This is a genomic window from Krasilnikovia sp. MM14-A1259 (assembly GCF_047159535.1).
GTDB lineage: Bacteria > Actinomycetota > Actinomycetes > Mycobacteriales > Micromonosporaceae > Actinoplanes.
Map to the genome: position 1 here is coordinate 615,763 of NZ_BAAGAJ010000002.1, position 14,479 is coordinate 630,241.

The 14,479-nt window shown below is 71.1% G+C and carries 15 protein-coding genes; 12 read left to right on the plus strand and 3 right to left on the minus strand.

All coding sequences use genetic code 11. The features are described 5' to 3' along the window. Positions 1–169: 169 nt before the first annotated feature. The 6 genes from ACMCNK_RS02615 to ACMCNK_RS02640 all read left to right on the plus strand — a co-directional run bounded on the left by ACMCNK_RS02615 (position 170) and on the right by ACMCNK_RS02640 (position 6,601). A complete protein-coding gene (locus ACMCNK_RS02615) occupies positions 170–1,375 on the plus strand; it encodes a homogentisate 1,2-dioxygenase (RefSeq protein ID WP_412734763.1) in 1,206 nt (401 codons plus the stop codon). Further along, complete coding sequence (locus tag ACMCNK_RS02620; protein WP_412734764.1) at positions 1,372–2,214, plus strand: hypothetical protein; 843 nt, start codon at positions 1,372–1,374, stop codon at positions 2,212–2,214. Before ACMCNK_RS02615 ends, ACMCNK_RS02620 begins: the two co-directional genes overlap by 4 nt. Continuing rightward, positions 2,211–3,443, plus strand: a complete 1,233-nt coding sequence (gene fahA / locus ACMCNK_RS02625) for a fumarylacetoacetase (protein WP_412734765.1) — start codon at positions 2,211–2,213, stop codon at positions 3,441–3,443. The genes ACMCNK_RS02620 and fahA overlap by 4 nt, the downstream gene beginning before the upstream one ends. Before the next feature lie 292 nt (positions 3,444–3,735). Beyond that, positions 3,736–4,854: a neprosin family prolyl endopeptidase gene (locus ACMCNK_RS02630; RefSeq protein ID WP_412734766.1), complete on the plus strand. Its 1,119-nt coding sequence runs from the start codon at positions 3,736–3,738 to the stop codon at positions 4,852–4,854. A 58-nt stretch (positions 4,855–4,912) separates the two neighbouring features. Then, positions 4,913–5,734, plus strand: coding sequence for a DUF1206 domain-containing protein (locus ACMCNK_RS02635; RefSeq protein WP_412734767.1), 822 nt, complete (start codon positions 4,913–4,915; stop codon positions 5,732–5,734). An 87-nt stretch (positions 5,735–5,821) separates the two neighbouring features. Continuing rightward, on the plus strand, positions 5,822–6,601 hold the full coding sequence (locus ACMCNK_RS02640) for an enoyl-CoA hydratase/isomerase family protein (RefSeq protein WP_412734768.1): 780 nt from the start codon (positions 5,822–5,824) through the stop codon (positions 6,599–6,601). Between the two features lie 36 nt (positions 6,602–6,637). On the opposite strand, the gene ACMCNK_RS02645 is transcribed toward ACMCNK_RS02640, so the two are convergent. Then, the gene (locus ACMCNK_RS02645; protein WP_412734769.1) at positions 6,638–7,234 is read right to left on the minus strand and encodes a TetR/AcrR family transcriptional regulator; all 597 of its coding nucleotides are present in this window, start codon (positions 7,232–7,234) and stop codon (positions 6,638–6,640) included. Positions 7,235–7,324: 90 nt separating this feature from the next. On the opposite strand from ACMCNK_RS02645, the gene ACMCNK_RS02650 reads away from it, so the two are divergent. Both ACMCNK_RS02650 and ACMCNK_RS02655 read left to right on the plus strand, forming a co-directional pair. Next, positions 7,325–8,266, plus strand: coding sequence for an LLM class F420-dependent oxidoreductase (locus ACMCNK_RS02650; protein WP_412734770.1), 942 nt, complete (start codon positions 7,325–7,327; stop codon positions 8,264–8,266). A gap of 154 nt (positions 8,267–8,420) precedes the next feature. Beyond that, a complete protein-coding gene (locus ACMCNK_RS02655) occupies positions 8,421–9,698 on the plus strand; it encodes a diguanylate cyclase domain-containing protein (RefSeq protein ID WP_412734771.1) in 1,278 nt (425 codons plus the stop codon). A gap of 2 nt (positions 9,699–9,700) precedes the next feature. Here the strand turns inward: ACMCNK_RS02655 and ACMCNK_RS02660 are convergent, their stop codons facing one another. After that, positions 9,701–10,351 (minus strand): hypothetical protein, encoded by a 651-nt coding sequence (locus tag ACMCNK_RS02660; RefSeq protein WP_412734772.1) that lies wholly within the window; start codon positions 10,349–10,351, stop codon positions 9,701–9,703. Positions 10,352–10,404: 53 nt separating this feature from the next. On the opposite strand from ACMCNK_RS02660, the gene ACMCNK_RS02665 reads away from it, so the two are divergent. Continuing rightward, positions 10,405–11,046 carry an SMI1/KNR4 family protein gene (locus ACMCNK_RS02665; RefSeq protein WP_412734773.1) on the plus strand — a complete coding sequence of 214 codons (642 nt, stop codon included), beginning with the start codon at positions 10,405–10,407 and terminating at the stop codon, positions 11,044–11,046. Between the two features lie 50 nt (positions 11,047–11,096). Here ACMCNK_RS02665 and ACMCNK_RS02670 read toward each other — a convergent pair whose 3' ends face one another. Then, positions 11,097–12,899, minus strand: a complete 1,803-nt coding sequence (locus ACMCNK_RS02670) for an elongation factor G (RefSeq protein WP_412734774.1) — start codon at positions 12,897–12,899, stop codon at positions 11,097–11,099. Between the two features lie 307 nt (positions 12,900–13,206). Here ACMCNK_RS02670 and ACMCNK_RS02675 point away from each other — a divergent pair, with 307 nt between their 5' ends. The 3 genes from ACMCNK_RS02675 to ACMCNK_RS02685 are packed head-to-tail and all read left to right on the plus strand — an operon-like array spanning position 13,207 to position 14,466. Further along, entirely contained in the window at positions 13,207–13,569 is a 363-nt protein-coding gene (locus ACMCNK_RS02675) for a metalloregulator ArsR/SmtB family transcription factor (protein ID WP_412734775.1), read from the plus strand. Continuing rightward, positions 13,566–14,051 carry an SRPBCC family protein gene (locus ACMCNK_RS02680; RefSeq protein WP_412734776.1) on the plus strand — a complete coding sequence of 162 codons (486 nt, stop codon included), beginning with the start codon at positions 13,566–13,568 and terminating at the stop codon, positions 14,049–14,051. Before ACMCNK_RS02675 ends, ACMCNK_RS02680 begins: the two co-directional genes overlap by 4 nt. A gap of 31 nt (positions 14,052–14,082) precedes the next feature. After that, complete coding sequence (locus ACMCNK_RS02685) at positions 14,083–14,466, plus strand: VOC family protein (RefSeq protein ID WP_412734777.1); 384 nt, start codon at positions 14,083–14,085, stop codon at positions 14,464–14,466. Positions 14,467–14,479 lie beyond the last annotated feature (13 nt).

The window sequence follows — 14,479 nt, forward strand, 5'->3', positions numbered from 1 at the left end:
GGCGCACCGCCGCCGCCGCTTGATCGATTGCTGTACAGATTGCCCAGCGGGTGCCCGGTGGTCTCGGCGGTTCTGCGCAGAATGCTCGCTCCGGGCTGGGCGTGTTGTGCACCACTGTTCGTTCCTCAAAGCTGGGGAGCGACTTCTGCGGGCAGGAACGGAGGTACGGATGGCGCACTACCAGCGAGTCGGCAGCGTCCCCGCCAAACGGCACACCCAGCATCGCGATGCCGGTGGCAGCCTGTACTACGAGGAGCTGATGGGGGAGGAGGGCTTCTCCTCCGACTCGTCGCTGCTGTACCACCGGCACGTGCCGTCGGCCATCGTCGACGCGCGCCCCTGGGACCTCCCCGACCTGTCGACCGTGCCGAACCAGCCGCTGCTGCCCCGGCACCTGAAGCTGCACGAGCTGTTCGGCGAGCAGGAGTGGAAGTCCCGGGACGCGGTGCGTGACCGGCGGCTCGTCATGGGCAACGCCGACGTCCGGATCAACTACGTGGTGGCCGGTGAGGCGTCACCGCTCTACCGCAACGCCACCGGCGACGAGTGCGCGTACGTCGAGGCCGGCACCGGCACGGTGGAAACCGTCTTCGGCGACCTGCAGGTCGGCGCGGGCGACTACGTGATTCTTCCGCGGGCGACGACCCACCGGTGGGTGCCGGCCGGCAACGAGCCGCTGCGCCTGTACGTCATCGAGGCCAACAGTCACATCGCCCCGCCCAAGCGGTACCTGTCGCGCTACGGCCAGTTCCTGGAGCACTCGCCGTACTGCGAGCGGGACCTGCGCACTCCGGGACTGCCGCGCACCGTGGACGAGCAGGACGTCGAGGTGTACCTCAAACATCGCGGCGACGGCCCGGCCGGGCTCACCGGGACGGTGCACGTGGTGCCGCAGCACCCGTTCGACGTGGTCGGCTGGGACGGCTGCCTGTACCCGTACGCCTTCAATATCGCCGATTTCGAGCCGATCACCGGGCGGGTCCACCAGCCGCCGCCGGTGCACCAGGTCTTCGAGGGCGCGAACTTCGTCATCTGCAACTTCGTGCCGCGCAAGGTCGACTACCACCCGCTGGCCGTCCCGGTGCCTTACTACCATTCGAACGTGGACAGCGACGAGGTCATGTTCTACGTCGGCGGCGACTACGAGGCCCGCAAGGGCTCCGGCATCGGCATCGGTTCCATCTCGCTGCACCCCGGCGGCCACTCGCACGGCCCGCAACCGAGCGCCATCGAGGCCAGCCTCGGCGCGGAGCGGTTCGACGAACTCGCCGTCATGGTCGACACGTTCCGGCCGCTGGGCCTCGGCGAGGCCGGACGGGCCTGCGACGACGGAAAGTACGCCTGGACCTGGGCGGGACGGGGACCGGCTTCGTGACGGCACCGCCCCGGCTGTTCCTCAATCTGTTCGACGACGCGGCCATCTTCCCGCCCGGCAACCTCGGTGTGCCGGAGGCGGTGCAGGCCCACCGCGAGCGCCGGTCGTCGCCGCTGGCGCCGTTGCTCGGCCCGTTCATCTGCTCCCTGCCGCGCTGGGCGGAGCTGGCGGGGACGCTGGCCGGCGGGTCCCCGCTGGCGCTCGCACTCACCCTGCCCGGCGGAACCGGCGACGTCGGCGCCGCGATCGCGCACGCGCGCGAGGAGCCACGGGTGGATCTCGTCGCGCTGGAGGTTCCGTCGTCCGCGGAGGGCCTGGACGACCTGGTGACCATGGTCGACGGGCAGGTGCCCGCGGCCGTGCAGACCTATGTCGAGCTGCCCTGGGCCGACGTGACCGCGGCGCAGGTCGCCACGCTGACCCGCACCGGCCTGCGACTCAAGATCCGCACCGGCGGGGTGGTCGCGACCGCGTTCCCCGACGAGCCGGGGCTGGCCGGCGTTCTGACGGCAGCCGTGCGCGGCGGCCTCGCATTCAAGCTCACCGCCGGCCTGCACGACCCGATCCGGCACCGGGATCGGGCCACCGGCTTCGAACACCACGGATTTCTGAACGTGCTCCTCGCGACCGCCCGCGCCCTGGACGGCGCCGACGTCGGCACGGTCGCCGCGGCGCTGGCCGACCAGGACGGCGCACGGGTGGCGCACGCGGTCGCCGGGATCGACGACGCGCAGGCCGGGCGGATCCGTCACCACTTCGTCAGTTTCGGCACGTGCAGCACCACCGAGCCGGTCGAGGGCCTGCTGCACCACGGACTTCTCCCGGAGGACCTGCGTTGACCACCGACACCGCCACCACCTGGCTCGACGTCCCGGCGGATCATCCGTTCGGCATCGCCACCCTGCCCTACGGGGTGTTCAGCACGGCGTCGGATCCGGGCACCCGGGTGGGTGTCGCGATCGGCGAGATGATCCTGGACCTCCCGGCAGCCGTGAGCCGCCTGGCCCCGGAGCTGGCCCCCGCCGTGGCGGGGCCGTCGCTGGACGCCCTGCTGGCCGCCGGACCCCAGACGTGGGAGCGGGTGCGGGCCCTGGTGACCACCTGGCTCACCGATGCCACGTTCGGCGAGCAACTGCGGGGGCACCTCGTACCGGCGCGCGACGCCGTCCTGCACCTGCCGTTCACGGTCGCCGACTACGTCGACTTCTACGCCTCCGAGCAGCACGCGACGAACCTCGGACGGATGTTCCGGCCCGGCCAGGACCCGTTGACGCCGAACTGGAAGCACCTGCCGATCGGCTACCACGGCCGTGCCGGCACGATCGTCGGTTCGGGTACCGACGTCGTCCGGCCGTGCGGGCAGCGCCGCAGCGCCGACGGTGAGATCACGTTCGGGCCGTCGCAGCGCCTCGACATCGAGGCCGAGCTGGGGTTCGTCGTCGGCACCCCGTCGCAACTGGGGCGGCCCGTCGAACTCACCCGTTTCCCCGAGCACGTCTTCGGTGTCTGCCTGGTCAACGACTGGTCCGCCCGGGACATCCAGGCCTGGGAGTACGTGCCGCTCGGCCCGTTCCTCGGCAAGTCGTTCGCCACCTCGATCTCGCCGTGGGTCGTGCCGTTGGCCGCGCTCGCTCCCGCCCGCGTGTCACCTCCGGCCCGGACCGTGCCGCTGCAGCCGTACCTCGACGACTCGGCCACCCAGCCGTGGGGGCTGGACGTGCGGCTGGAGGTGCGGCTCAACGGCCACGTCGTCTCCCGCCCCAGGTTCGACGGCATGTACTGGACCGGTGCGCAGATGCTGGCGCACCTGACCGCCAACGGTGCGTCGCTGCGGACCGGCGACCTGTACGCCTCCGGCACGATCAGCGGCGAGCGCCCGGATCAGCGGGGCTCGCTCATCGAACTGTCCTGGGCCGGCGCGGAACCCCTGCACCTGCCGGACGGCACGACGCGGACGTTCCTGGAGGACGGCGACGAGATCGTGATCAGCGCGACCGCGCCCGGCGCGGCTGGTGCGGTCATCGGTTTCGGCGAGGTCCGCGGCCGCATCCTGCCCGCGACGGAGTAGACCGGGTTCCGTCCGGTGGTGAGGGACGAAGATCCATATTGGATCTGAAATAGTCTCCGAAACTTCACCTCTTTCTCTTGACGTGGGAATGCGCCCAGCGCGACAAGGTCGACACGTTTGGTGTTCCACTCCACCGTCCGGTGTCGCCGGATCGGTTCGGGTACCCGGCCATTAAGGCCGAAACGTGCTCGGCGGGAGTTTGTGGGATTGCGGCCGCTATATCGTCGGCACCGCCGTCGATAACGGTGGCGGATCCCCCCGCTCCGAATTCCCGATCAATGAGGACGGACAAGTGTCGATTTCCCGCCGCGGCCTCTTGGCCGCCGGCCTCGCCGTGCTCACCGTCGGCTCGATGAGTGTCGTTTTCACACTCAACGCCGGCGCGGCCGAGAACACCGACGACGTCTCCGTGACCACGTCCCAGAGCGTTACGGACAGTCCTTCCGCGACACCGTCGTCGAGCGCCGCGTCCACGAGCGCCCCGGACGACCTCGCACCACCGCCGGCCCTGCCGTGGGGTGGCACGCCGACCGATCTCACCCAGGCGGAGGCGGGTGCCAGCAGCGCCGAGGTCGCGGCCGAGGGCGCGGACGTCGCGCCCGCCGACACCAGCGGGTCCACCGTGCCCGACCCCGAGTTCGCCCCCAAGGGCCTCAGCACGCGCAACGGTGTGGTCAAGAACAGCACCACCGACGTGGTGCCGCCCAAACCACCCGCATTCAAGGAGCCCGTGCAAGGCGGGGGCTCGCAGGTCAACTACTTCTATTCCGTCGGAACCCAGAACGTCAGCCTCGGCGGCCTGCTGTTCAACGGCACGTACGCGAACTTCACCATCGCCAAGCCCGAACTGGCGGAGGGCGATTACCACTCGCTGGCCGAACTGAGCGTGCAATCGATCGACGGGGCACAGGTGGCCGAGGTCGGCTGGACAGTCGACCGCACGATCAACGGCGACAGCGACCCGCACCTGTTCGTCTACCACTGGGTGAACCACGGACAGACCTGCTACAACGCGTGCGGCTTCGTCGGTTACAGCCAGAACATCAAGCCGGGCGACACGCTGCCGCAGGGCGTTACCAAACAGCTCGGCATCCAGCACTACAACGGCGCCTGGTGGGTCGCGTACGACACGGAATGGGTGGGCTACTTCCCGGACAGCCTGTGGAACGGACAGTTCACCCTGACCGGCACGGTGCAGTACTTCGGCGAGGTCGCCTCGCCCAATTCCCAGCCGTGTACCGACATGGGTAACGGCCTGCCGGCGAGTAGCACCAGTGCGGCCCGCATCGGCAGCGTCTCCTTCCTGAGCGCGCTCGACGTGAACCTGACCACCTACGCCACGCCCAGCCTGTACACGGTGAACCAGCTCAGCAACCGGACGTTCCGGTACGGCGGTCCCGGCGCCTGCTGACCGACGTGATGTGGCGCGAAAGGTTTGGAATGCGCCGCCGCCGGTGACATCAGCAGCCATGACCGCCACCTCGCCCACCACCCACGCCGTGCGTCGCGCGGCCGACAGCACGGCCGTGCAACGCCTGGCCCGTGGCGGTTTCGTCTGTTACGGACTCGTGCACCTGCTGCTCGCCTGGGTGGCGTTACGGGTGGCGTTCGGCCGCCGGGCCCAGGAGGGTGACCAGCGCGGCGCGCTGCAGACGCTCGCCCAGCAGCCGCTGGGGAAGGCGCTGGTCATCGTCGTCGTTGCCGGGCTGGTGGCGCTGGCAATCTGGCAGGGCCTGGCGGCGGCCATCGGAGAGCGCGGTCAGCGGGGCCGGACCGTGGCGGTGGAGCGGGTGGCCAGCGGATGCCGGGTCGTCGTCTACCTCTGGCTGGCCTGGACCGGCGTCCTGGTCGTCCGCGGTGCGGGTGGCTCCTCCGCCGGTCGGCAGGAGCACGCCACGTCGCGGCTTCTGGCCGCCACCGGCGGCCGGTGGCTGGTCGGCCTCGTCGGCCTGGTCGTCGTGGGCGTCGGCGTGGGCCTTTTCGCGTACGGTGCGAGCAAGCGATTCGAGCGCCACCTCAACACCGGGCGGATGACCGCGCCGGTGCACGGGGCGATCCGGCGGGCCGGCGTCGCCGGGTACGTCGCCAAGGGCGTGGCGTACGCGATCGCCGGGGTCCTCGTGATCGCCGCCGCCGTGACCTACGACCCGGACAAGGCGCGTGGGCTCGACGCCGCCCTGCGGACGCTGGCGGGGCAGAGCTGGGGGCCGTGGCTGCTGGGCCTGGTCGCGCTCGGCTTCGCGGCATTCGGCGCCTACTGCTTCGCGCAGGCACGCTTCCGCAAGGTCTGATCCACCGGGCGAGATCCGGGATCAACGCCGCCACCTCGGTGTGGCAGGGTGACCGGGGAATGTTCGATGGTCACGCGGAGGCATGCGGTGGGTTCGGAGACCAGCACGGAGCTGTCGGTCACGGTCGCGGACGGTGTGGCCGTGCTGGAGATGCGCCGGCCTCCGGCGAACCACGTCGACGAGGCGTTGCTCGCCCGGCTCGCCGATGCCGCGCTGGCGCTCGATGACGACCCCGCCTGCCGGGTGATCGTCCTGGCGTCGGAGGGCAGGCACTTCTGTGCGGGCGCGGATCTCGGCGAGGGCGAATTCGTCCGCGACCGGGCAGCCGCCGCCCAGGGCCTGTACCGGTCGGCGATCCGGCTGTTCGAGGTACGGACTCCGGTGATCGCCGCGGTGCAGGGCAGCGCCGTGGGTGGTGGGCTGGGCCTGGCGTGCGCTGCCGACTTCAGGGTCGCGGAGGCATCGACCCGGTTCGTGGCGAACTTCGCGCGGCTGGGCTTCCACCAGGGCTTCGGGCTCAGCGTCACGCTTCCGGAGCTCGTGGGCCGGCAGGTCGCGGCCGACATGCTGCTGACCGCGCGGCGGGTCGGCGGCGAGGAGGCCGTACGCATCGGTCTGGCCGACCGGCTCGCGGAGCCGGGCCTGCTGCGGGAAACGGCCCGGGAGCTGGCACTTCAGATCGCCGCGTCGGCGCCGCTGGCGGTCCGGTCCATCCGGCGTACGCTGCGCGGTGACCTGGCGGCCCGGGTTCGGCAGGCGCTCGACCATGAGCTCGCCGAGCAGCGCATCCTGTGGGCGACCCGCGACAGCGCCGAAGGCATCGACGCGAGCCTGCAACGACGCGCCCCGGTGTTCCGCGGCGAGTAGGCCGGTACGGCCCGCAGCTCTGTGCCGCGCTGGGCGCTACGGCTTCGGGCTGATCAGGGCGTGGGCTGCGGAGGTGGCCCGGGCGGCGATGTCGTTGACGGTGCCGCTGCGACGCGCGAAGAAGCCGTCGGCGATCAGGGACGTGTAGCCGTGCGCCACGGCGATCGTCGCCTCGACGAGTTGCACGGTCTCCTGGTACGTCCGGGTGCCGGTCGCCCCGGCCAGGTCGAGCAGCGTGCTCATCAGGGCCCGGGTGTGCTCGCGGCGGTCCTCGTCGGCCAGTTCGTACAGTTCGGCGGCGTAGATGACGTGGATGCCGCCGCCGGTGCGGACGACGTACCGGATGTAGGCGCCGGCCACGGCGGCCATCCGGGCGGCCGGGTCGGAGGCCGCCGCATCGGCCGCGGCGGTGATCTCCGCGCGCAGGTCGTGGGCGGCGGTGGCCGACACCGCGCCGAGCAGGTGGGCGCGGTCCGGGAAGTGCCGGTACGGCGCCGCCGAACTCACCCCCAGCCGTCGCGCGACGGCGGCGACGGAGAAGCGCTGCAGGCCGGACTCGGCGAGCAGGTCGAAGCTCGCCTCGATCAGCGCGGCGCGGAGGTCGCCGTGGTGGTAGCCCCGGTCCGCCGGCATGCCGCCTCCCGGTCGTCCGCGCGCCTTGCCATCGTGTAAGTGGTCTCTTACATTAACAGGTGATAGCCCTCTTACATTGGCGGAGGCACTGTGAGTATCCGGCTCGGGTACCAAATTCCGAACTACACCTATCCCGGTGTCGGCGTCGAGGACCTTTTCGACACCGTCGCCGCGCAGGCCCGGGAGGCCGAGGCGGCGGGATTCGACACTGTCCTGGTGATGGACCACTTCTATCAACTGCCGGGCATCGGTGCGCCCGAGAACGCGATGCTGGAGGCGTACACGACCCTCGGCGCGCTCGCGTCGGCAACGACGACGATCCAGCTGTCCACGCTGGTCACCGGAAACACGTACCGTAATCCGGCGCTGCTGGCCAAGACCGTGACCACCTTGGACGTGGTCTCGAAGGGCCGGGCGATCCTCGGGATCGGTGCCGGCTGGTTCGAGCGAGAGCATCACGACTACGGCTTCGAGTTCGGGACGTTCGGGCAGCGTTTTGCGCGTCTCGAGGAGGCGCTGACCATCATCGCGCCCATGCTCAAGGGGGAACAGGCCACGCTCGACGGCAAGTGGTACACGGCGCGTGGCGCGATGAACAACCCGCGGCTGCGGCCGACCGTACCGATCATGCTGGGCGGTGGTGGCGAGCAGAAGACGTTCCGGCTGGCCGCACGTTTCGCCGACCACATGAACATCATCTGTGATGTCGCGGAGCTGCCCCGCAAGGTCGCCGCGTTGCGGCAGCGGTGCGAGGAGATCGGCCGCGACCCGGCCACGCTCGCGACCAGCTACCTCGTGATGGGCGGGGTGGGCGAGACCGAGCAGGAAGTGAAGGAGATCGCCGAGACCGTACCCGAGGACCGCCGCAACCGGGCCTTCCTCGGCACGCCGGAGCAGGTCGCCGAGCAGTTGCACGAGCGGGTCCTGAAAGCCGGCATCGACGGGATCACCATCAACCTGATCCGCAACGGCCACCGTCCGGGTGTCGTGACCAAGGTGGCCGTCGCACTCAAGCCGCTCGTCGCCGCGTAAGGATCCAGAGCCGGCGGTTTCGCCCCCGCCTGCCCGTCCGCCGGGCGTGCGGGCGGCGGCACCGCCGATCGTCGTCGGCCGGCACTCAGAACAAGCGGTCCGCGGCCGATCGTTGAGTCAGAGAATACTGACTCGCGCTGGGTGGTGATCGGTCGTGACCAACGGGCACGCGGCGACGGACACCCTCGCGGGCACGGGGGACGCGTGGTTCCAGGCCCTGGTGGACCTCTCCCCGGACACCATTTTCGTGATCTGCGACGGTTATCACGTTTTCGCGAACGCGCGGGGACTTCGGCTGCTGGGTGCGCGCACCATCGCCGACCTGCAGGACCGGCCGGCGATCGAGTTCATGCACCCGGACTACCGGGACCCGGGTGCGGCGCGGATGCGTTCGCTGACCGCCGAGGGTGAGCCGCTGGAGTACGTCGAAGAGAAGCTGGTCCGTCTCGACGGGGGAGTGGTCGACATCGAGGCGGCCGGTACCCCCCTGGAGTTCCAGGGGCGTCCCGCAGCGCTGATCGTGGCGCGGGAGATCACCGCCCGTAAGCGGGCCGAGGCCGAACTTGCCGCCGCCCAGCGGCGTTTCCACGCCGCGTTCGAGAACGCGCCCACCGGCATGGCGATCCTCGACGCCAAGGGTTCGGTGACCGAGGCGAACCCGGCGCTGGAGGCGCTGCTCGCCGAGCCCGCCACCAGCATCGTGGGCAAGCCGTACTGGGAGTGGGTCGACGTCACCGACCGCTACCGTGCCCGCTCCGGCTTTCACGCCCTGGCCAGCGGCGAGCTCGACTCCAGCCGGGGCGACCTGCGGTTCCGCCGCTCCGACGGCGCGGAAGCCTGGGTGCACGTCTGCCTGGCCGCGCTCGCCGACAGCGGCTCGTACGTCGTCCACCTCAGCGACGTCACCGCCGCCAAGACCGCCGAACAGGAGCTCACCCAGCAGGCCCGGATGGACCCGCTCACCGAACTCCCGAACCGGGCGACGTTGCTGGCGCACCTGGACCGCGCGCTGGACACGCGGATGGGTGAGGTCGCGGTGCTGTTCCTCGACCTGGACGGCTTCAAGCAGATCAACGACGGCTACGGCCATGCGGCCGGCGACGAGCTTCTCCGGTCGATGGGGCGACGGCTGCGCGGCGCGATCCGCTCCGAGGACATCGTGGGCCGCCTCGGCGGGGACGAGTTCGTCGCGGTCCTCACCGGCGCCGACTGTGAACGGCGGGCTCAGGGTTTGACCACCCGCATCCGTGACGTGGTGCGGCAACCGGTTCCGCTCGCCGTCGGCGAGGTCACCGTGGACGTGAGCGTCGGCGTGGCCGTGGGCACCGGGACCTCGTACGACGCCAAGGGGCTGCTCGCGGCGGCCGACAGCGCGATGTACCGGGCCAAGACCGCCCGGCACGCCTCGAAGTCCTCAGTGGCGGGCGCCTGAATTCAGCGCATCAGGCCGTACGCGTATTCGGAATCGCTCTGGTGCATGTCCCGCTCGCCGTTGACGTCGATCTTCACCCTCCAGGGCGCCCGGCCGTGCGCGGTGAGCACGGCCACAAGCTCGTCCAGCAGCGCGACCAGGGCGGGCGGCGGGGTGTCCCGGGTACGGTCCCGGCCGCGCCGGAAGTGCAGGACGTCCGGCTCCTCGGGCAGGACGGAACGGTTCAGGCTCGACTCGGTCCAGTCGTCGTCGAGCAGCTCGGCGAGCGCGGCCACCAGCCGCCGCTCGACCGGCTCCAGGGCGGCCCGCAGCGCCCGGTAGTCGGCGAAGGTCTCCACCGCGGGCTCCGCCTGCCAGCCCTCACCGCCCAGGTGCAGCCGGTAGTCGATGATCCGCACCGGGTCACCGGCGTCCCAGTAGGCGGCGCGCGCCGCGTCGAGGGCCTTGCGCATGGCCTGACGGTCGGCGGCCGGGATCGGCCGGTCCTGCGGAGCCACGCCGGTGAGCGTGCCGTCGAAGTACGACCCGCTCGGGGCGGCCTTCTCGAAGCGCACGTGCCACGTCGCGGCGGTGTGCCCGGCCCCGTTCTCCGCCAGGGACCGCAGCAGTTCGCCGGTCAGGGGCGTGATGGCGGGTGGCTCGGTGATCGGCATCCGGCTACTGTGCCAGGCGAGGACGACGGAAGCCACACCGCAGCGGAGGAATGATGGCCGGGTTCGACGCCGGGGCCGCCTGGGCCACCTACCTCGGCAAGGTGGGCGAGTTGTCCCCCGAGTCCGCCGGGTTGCTGAACCCGCCGGCCGACGAGACGGCGATCGCCGAGCTCGAAGAACTGGCCGGGCACCGGCTGCCCGAGTCGGTCAAGGCAGGCTGGCGTCTGCACGACGGGCAGGAGTGCGACGAGGGACCCGGCGTGCTGCTGGGGCTGTGGTGGCTGCCGGTCGCCGAGGTGGCCCGGCAGTGGACCACATGGGCGCAGGTGCGCGCCGGCGAGGACGCCGACGGCATGCGATCGCTGGATCTGGACCAGCGGTCGTACCCGCGCCTGGCGATCCGCCGCAAGTACACGCTGCCCGGCTGGATTCCGCTGATCGCGTGGCCGTACGAGTCCGATTACGTCGGGCTCGACTTCGACCCGGGCCCGGAGGGCCGGCCCGGCCAGGTCATCAACTTCGGGCAGGACCAGGAACGCAAGTTCGTCGCGGCCGCCGACTTCGACGGGCTGCTGGGGTGGCTCGCCGCGGAAGCGGCGCAGGACCGTCTCGAGCTCGACGACGACACCGTCATCCACGAGGACGGCAACCTGATCGCCGCGCTGAAGCAGGCCAGCGGCGCGACGTTCCGCTGACCCGGCGGGGCCCCGACGCCGTTCGGCGCCGGGACCCCGCCTCTGACGGCTCAGACCGCCGGCCGGTAACCGGCGGGGCGGGTGGTGTAGCTGCCGCGTCCGTGGGTGTGGCTGCGTAGCCGGGTGGCGTACCCGAACAGCGCCGCCAGCGGTACGACCGCGATGACCGTTTCGCCGGTGGTGGCCGTGATGCGACCACGGCGGCCGGCCAGGTCGCCGAGTACGGCACCGAGCGTGTCAGCGGGCGAGGTGACGGTGACCTCGCTGACCGGTTCGAGCAGTGTCATCGCACAGCCACCCAGCGCCGCCCGCAGACCGAACCGCCCCGTCGCGCGGAACGCCAGCTCCGACGAGTCCTTCGGGTGGGTGCCGCCGTCCACGAGAGTCACGTGGACGCCGACCACCCGATGGCCGCCGAGCGGCCCATCCGCGAGGGCTTCGCGGCAGCCGGCCTCGACCGCCCGGATGTACTCGGCCGGCACCCGGCCACCGGTCACCGTCGAGGCGAACGTGAACCCGAGACCGTCCGCGGGCGCGACATCCAGCACGATGTCGGCGAACTGGCCCGCACCGCCGTCCTGCTTGACGTGCCGGTAGCGCACACCGGACACGCCACGGGTCACGGTCTCCCGCAGGGCGACCTGGGGGCGCCCCAGCGTGACCGCGAGCCCGCCCGCGCGGCGCAACCTTTCCACGGCGACCTCCAGGTGCAGTTCACCCAGCCCGGACAGCAGGGTCTGCCCGCTTTCGGGATCGATGCGTACGGACAACGAAGGGTCCTGTTCGACCAGCGCGGCCAGCACCACCGGCAGGCGTACGGCGTCGGCCCGGGTGCGAGCCTCGACCGCCGCGCAGACCAGCGGGTCCGAGCCGCGTGGCGTTTCCAGCAACACCGGACGCGCCCGGTGGCACAGCGTCGTTCCCGCCTGCGCGGCCTTCACCCCGGCCACCGCCACGATGTCTCCCGCCCGTGCCTCGGCGACCTCGGTGTGGCGGTCGGCCTGCACCCGCAGGATCCGGCCGACCCGTTCGGCGCGCTGTGCCACCGCGTCCCACACGACGTCTCCCTTGCGCAACGTGCCGTCGTAGACCCGCAGGTAGGTCAGCCGGCCACTTCGCGGAACCTGCACCTTGAACACCAGCGCGGCCAGGTCGGCCGCCGGGTCACCATCCGGTTCCGGCAGGTAATCGACGGCCGCGTCCAGCAGCTCTTCGAGGGCGCCGGCATGCCGTTCAGCCACCTGCTCCTCCAACCGCTGCCGCGCCTTGCGGGCCTCCGCATCGTCGGCCGGTTCGTGCGCCATGCGACCGTCGATCCAGGTGACACGGCGCATGCGTACGAGGTCGACGACACCGGTCAGACCGCCCTCGCGACCGAGTGGCAGCTGCACCACCAGCGCCGCGACCCGCATCCGTTGCCGGATGTCGGCCACGACGGCGTCCAGGTCGGCTCCCGGCCGGTCGAGTTTGTTCACGAACACGATGCGGGGCACCTGGTAGCGGTCCGCAGCGCGCCACACCGCCTCGGTCTGCGGTTCGACGCCCGCGACTGCGTCGAACACCACGACAGCGCCGTCGAGCACCCGCAGGGACCGTTCGACCTCGTCGGCGAAGTCGACGTGTCCGGGGGTGTCGATCAGGTTCAGCCGGTGTCCGGACCAGTCGCAGTTGACCGCGGCGGCCGAGATGGTGATGCCGCGATCGCGTTCCTGCGGGTCGAAGTCGGTCACGGTGTTGCCGTCGTGCACCTCGCCGTACCGGTGAACCGCGCCGGTAGCGAACAGCACCCGTTCCGTCAGGGTGGTCTTGCCGGCATCGACGTGGGCCAGGATGCCGAGATTGCGTACACGCATGATCTTTTGTCTTTCGCGCTGGTTCCGATGAGGACGGCGCCCGCCCGACCACACGGTGCCGCAGGCAAACGGCACAGTGCAGAAAAGGTGTGGTCAGGAACGTCCAGCCCCGGTGGCGCACCCGGAGCTGGGCACGCCAGAGATCAGAATCGGCTCGAATCGCGACGGGGGGACGACGGCGACGGTGCGGTGACGCATCACGGTCTCCCTTCCCGGTCACGGCTGCGGGAGAGCATAGGTTCCGGCCGGCGGCTTCGTCGAGCGATATCGTTTGCGGAAGCGTAACCGACAGGTTACGCTTCCCGGAGTGGACGAGGTGGCGAGCGCGATCGCGGATCCGGTGCGCCGGGAGATCCTGGTGATGCTGCGCGACGAACCGCTGTCCGCCGGGCAGATCGCCGACCGGTTCGCGATCAGCCGGCCCGCCGTCAGCCGCCACCTGCGGGTGCTGCGCGAGGCCGGTCTGGTGCGCGACACCGCCGACGGCCGCCGCCGGATGTACGCGCTGGTCACCACGCCATTTGACGAACTGGCCGGGTGGCTGGAGCGGCTGACCCGCCCGTCCGGCTGGCAGCACCGCCTCGACGCACTGGAGACCGAGGTCTACCGCACCCGCCGCGAGCGGCGCACGAGCGCCGGCCGCGACCGTTCTCAGGAGGAAACCGCATGAGCCCCACACCCACCGGCCGGCTGCTCGGCAACGACCTCGTGCTGACCCGTACGTTCCGTGCACCCGTGGCCGACGTCTGGGCGAGCCTCACCGACCCGGAACGTACGGCCCGCTGGTTCGGCCCGTGGCAGGGCGACGCGGCGCCGGGGCGCCAGATCAAGGTCCAGATGGTGCACGAGGAGGGCAAGCCCTGGATGGACATGACGATCGACGCGTGCGACCCGCCGAGTCGCCTGTCGCTGTCCACCCAAAGCGAGCACGGCAACTGGTATCTGGACATGGCGCTCGCGGAGACCGCAGGCGTGACCGAGCTGCGCTTCACGCAGAAGCTGACCGACACCGGCGGCGTCGGCGAGATCGGACCGGGCTGGGAGTACTACCTGGACGCTCTGGTGGCCGCCCGCGACGGCCTGCCCATGCCGAGCTTCGACGACTACTACCCGGCGATGAAGGACCACTTCGAGGCGCAGCGACAGCAGTGAGACGCGGCCTGCTCACGCCTATGGTGGGGCCATGGCCTGCCGAATCACCGAGCTCGTACTGGACGTCCACGACCCGGACCGGCTCGCCCGGTTCTGGTGCGCGGTCCTGGACTACGTCGAACTGGACCGCACGGACGACGGGGACGTGGAGATCGGGCCCGCGGAGGCCGGCTTCGGCGGTCCGCAGCCCACCATCGTGCTGAGCCGGACCGACGAGCCCAAGGCCACCAAGCTGCGCCTGCACATCGACGTCAACGCCACCGACCGCGACCAGGACGCCGAGCTGCAGCGCCTGCTGGCCGCCGGCGCCCGGCCGGTGGACGTCGGCCAGACCGGCACCGAGAGCTGGCACGTGCTCGCCGACCCCGAAGGCAACGAGTTCTGCCTGCTGCGGCGGCGCGTGCCGGCGGTGTAGCCGGGACGGTGCG

Excerpts from the sequence above, each read along its gene's own strand:
- ACMCNK_RS02615 (WP_412734763.1), top strand. The coding sequence starts at position 170 with ATGGCGCACTACCAGCGAGTCGGCAGCGTCCCCGCCAAACGGCACACC.
- ACMCNK_RS02645 (WP_412734769.1), bottom strand. The coding sequence starts at position 7,234 with ATGCCGGCGGACCGGGGCTACCACCACGGCGACCTCCGCGCCGCGCTG.
- ACMCNK_RS02665 (WP_412734773.1), top strand. The coding sequence starts at position 10,405 with ATGGCCGGGTTCGACGCCGGGGCCGCCTGGGCCACCTACCTCGGCAAG.
- ACMCNK_RS02685 (WP_412734777.1), top strand. The coding sequence starts at position 14,083 with ATGGCCTGCCGAATCACCGAGCTCGTACTGGACGTCCACGACCCGGAC.
- ACMCNK_RS02670 (WP_412734774.1), bottom strand. The coding sequence starts at position 12,899 with ATGCGTGTACGCAATCTCGGCATCCTGGCCCACGTCGATGCCGGCAAG.
- ACMCNK_RS02680 (WP_412734776.1), top strand. The coding sequence starts at position 13,566 with ATGAGCCCCACACCCACCGGCCGGCTGCTCGGCAACGACCTCGTGCTG.
- ACMCNK_RS02660 (WP_412734772.1), bottom strand. The coding sequence starts at position 10,351 with ATGCCGATCACCGAGCCACCCGCCATCACGCCCCTGACCGGCGAACTG.
- ACMCNK_RS02635 (WP_412734767.1), top strand. The coding sequence starts at position 4,913 with ATGACCGCCACCTCGCCCACCACCCACGCCGTGCGTCGCGCGGCCGAC.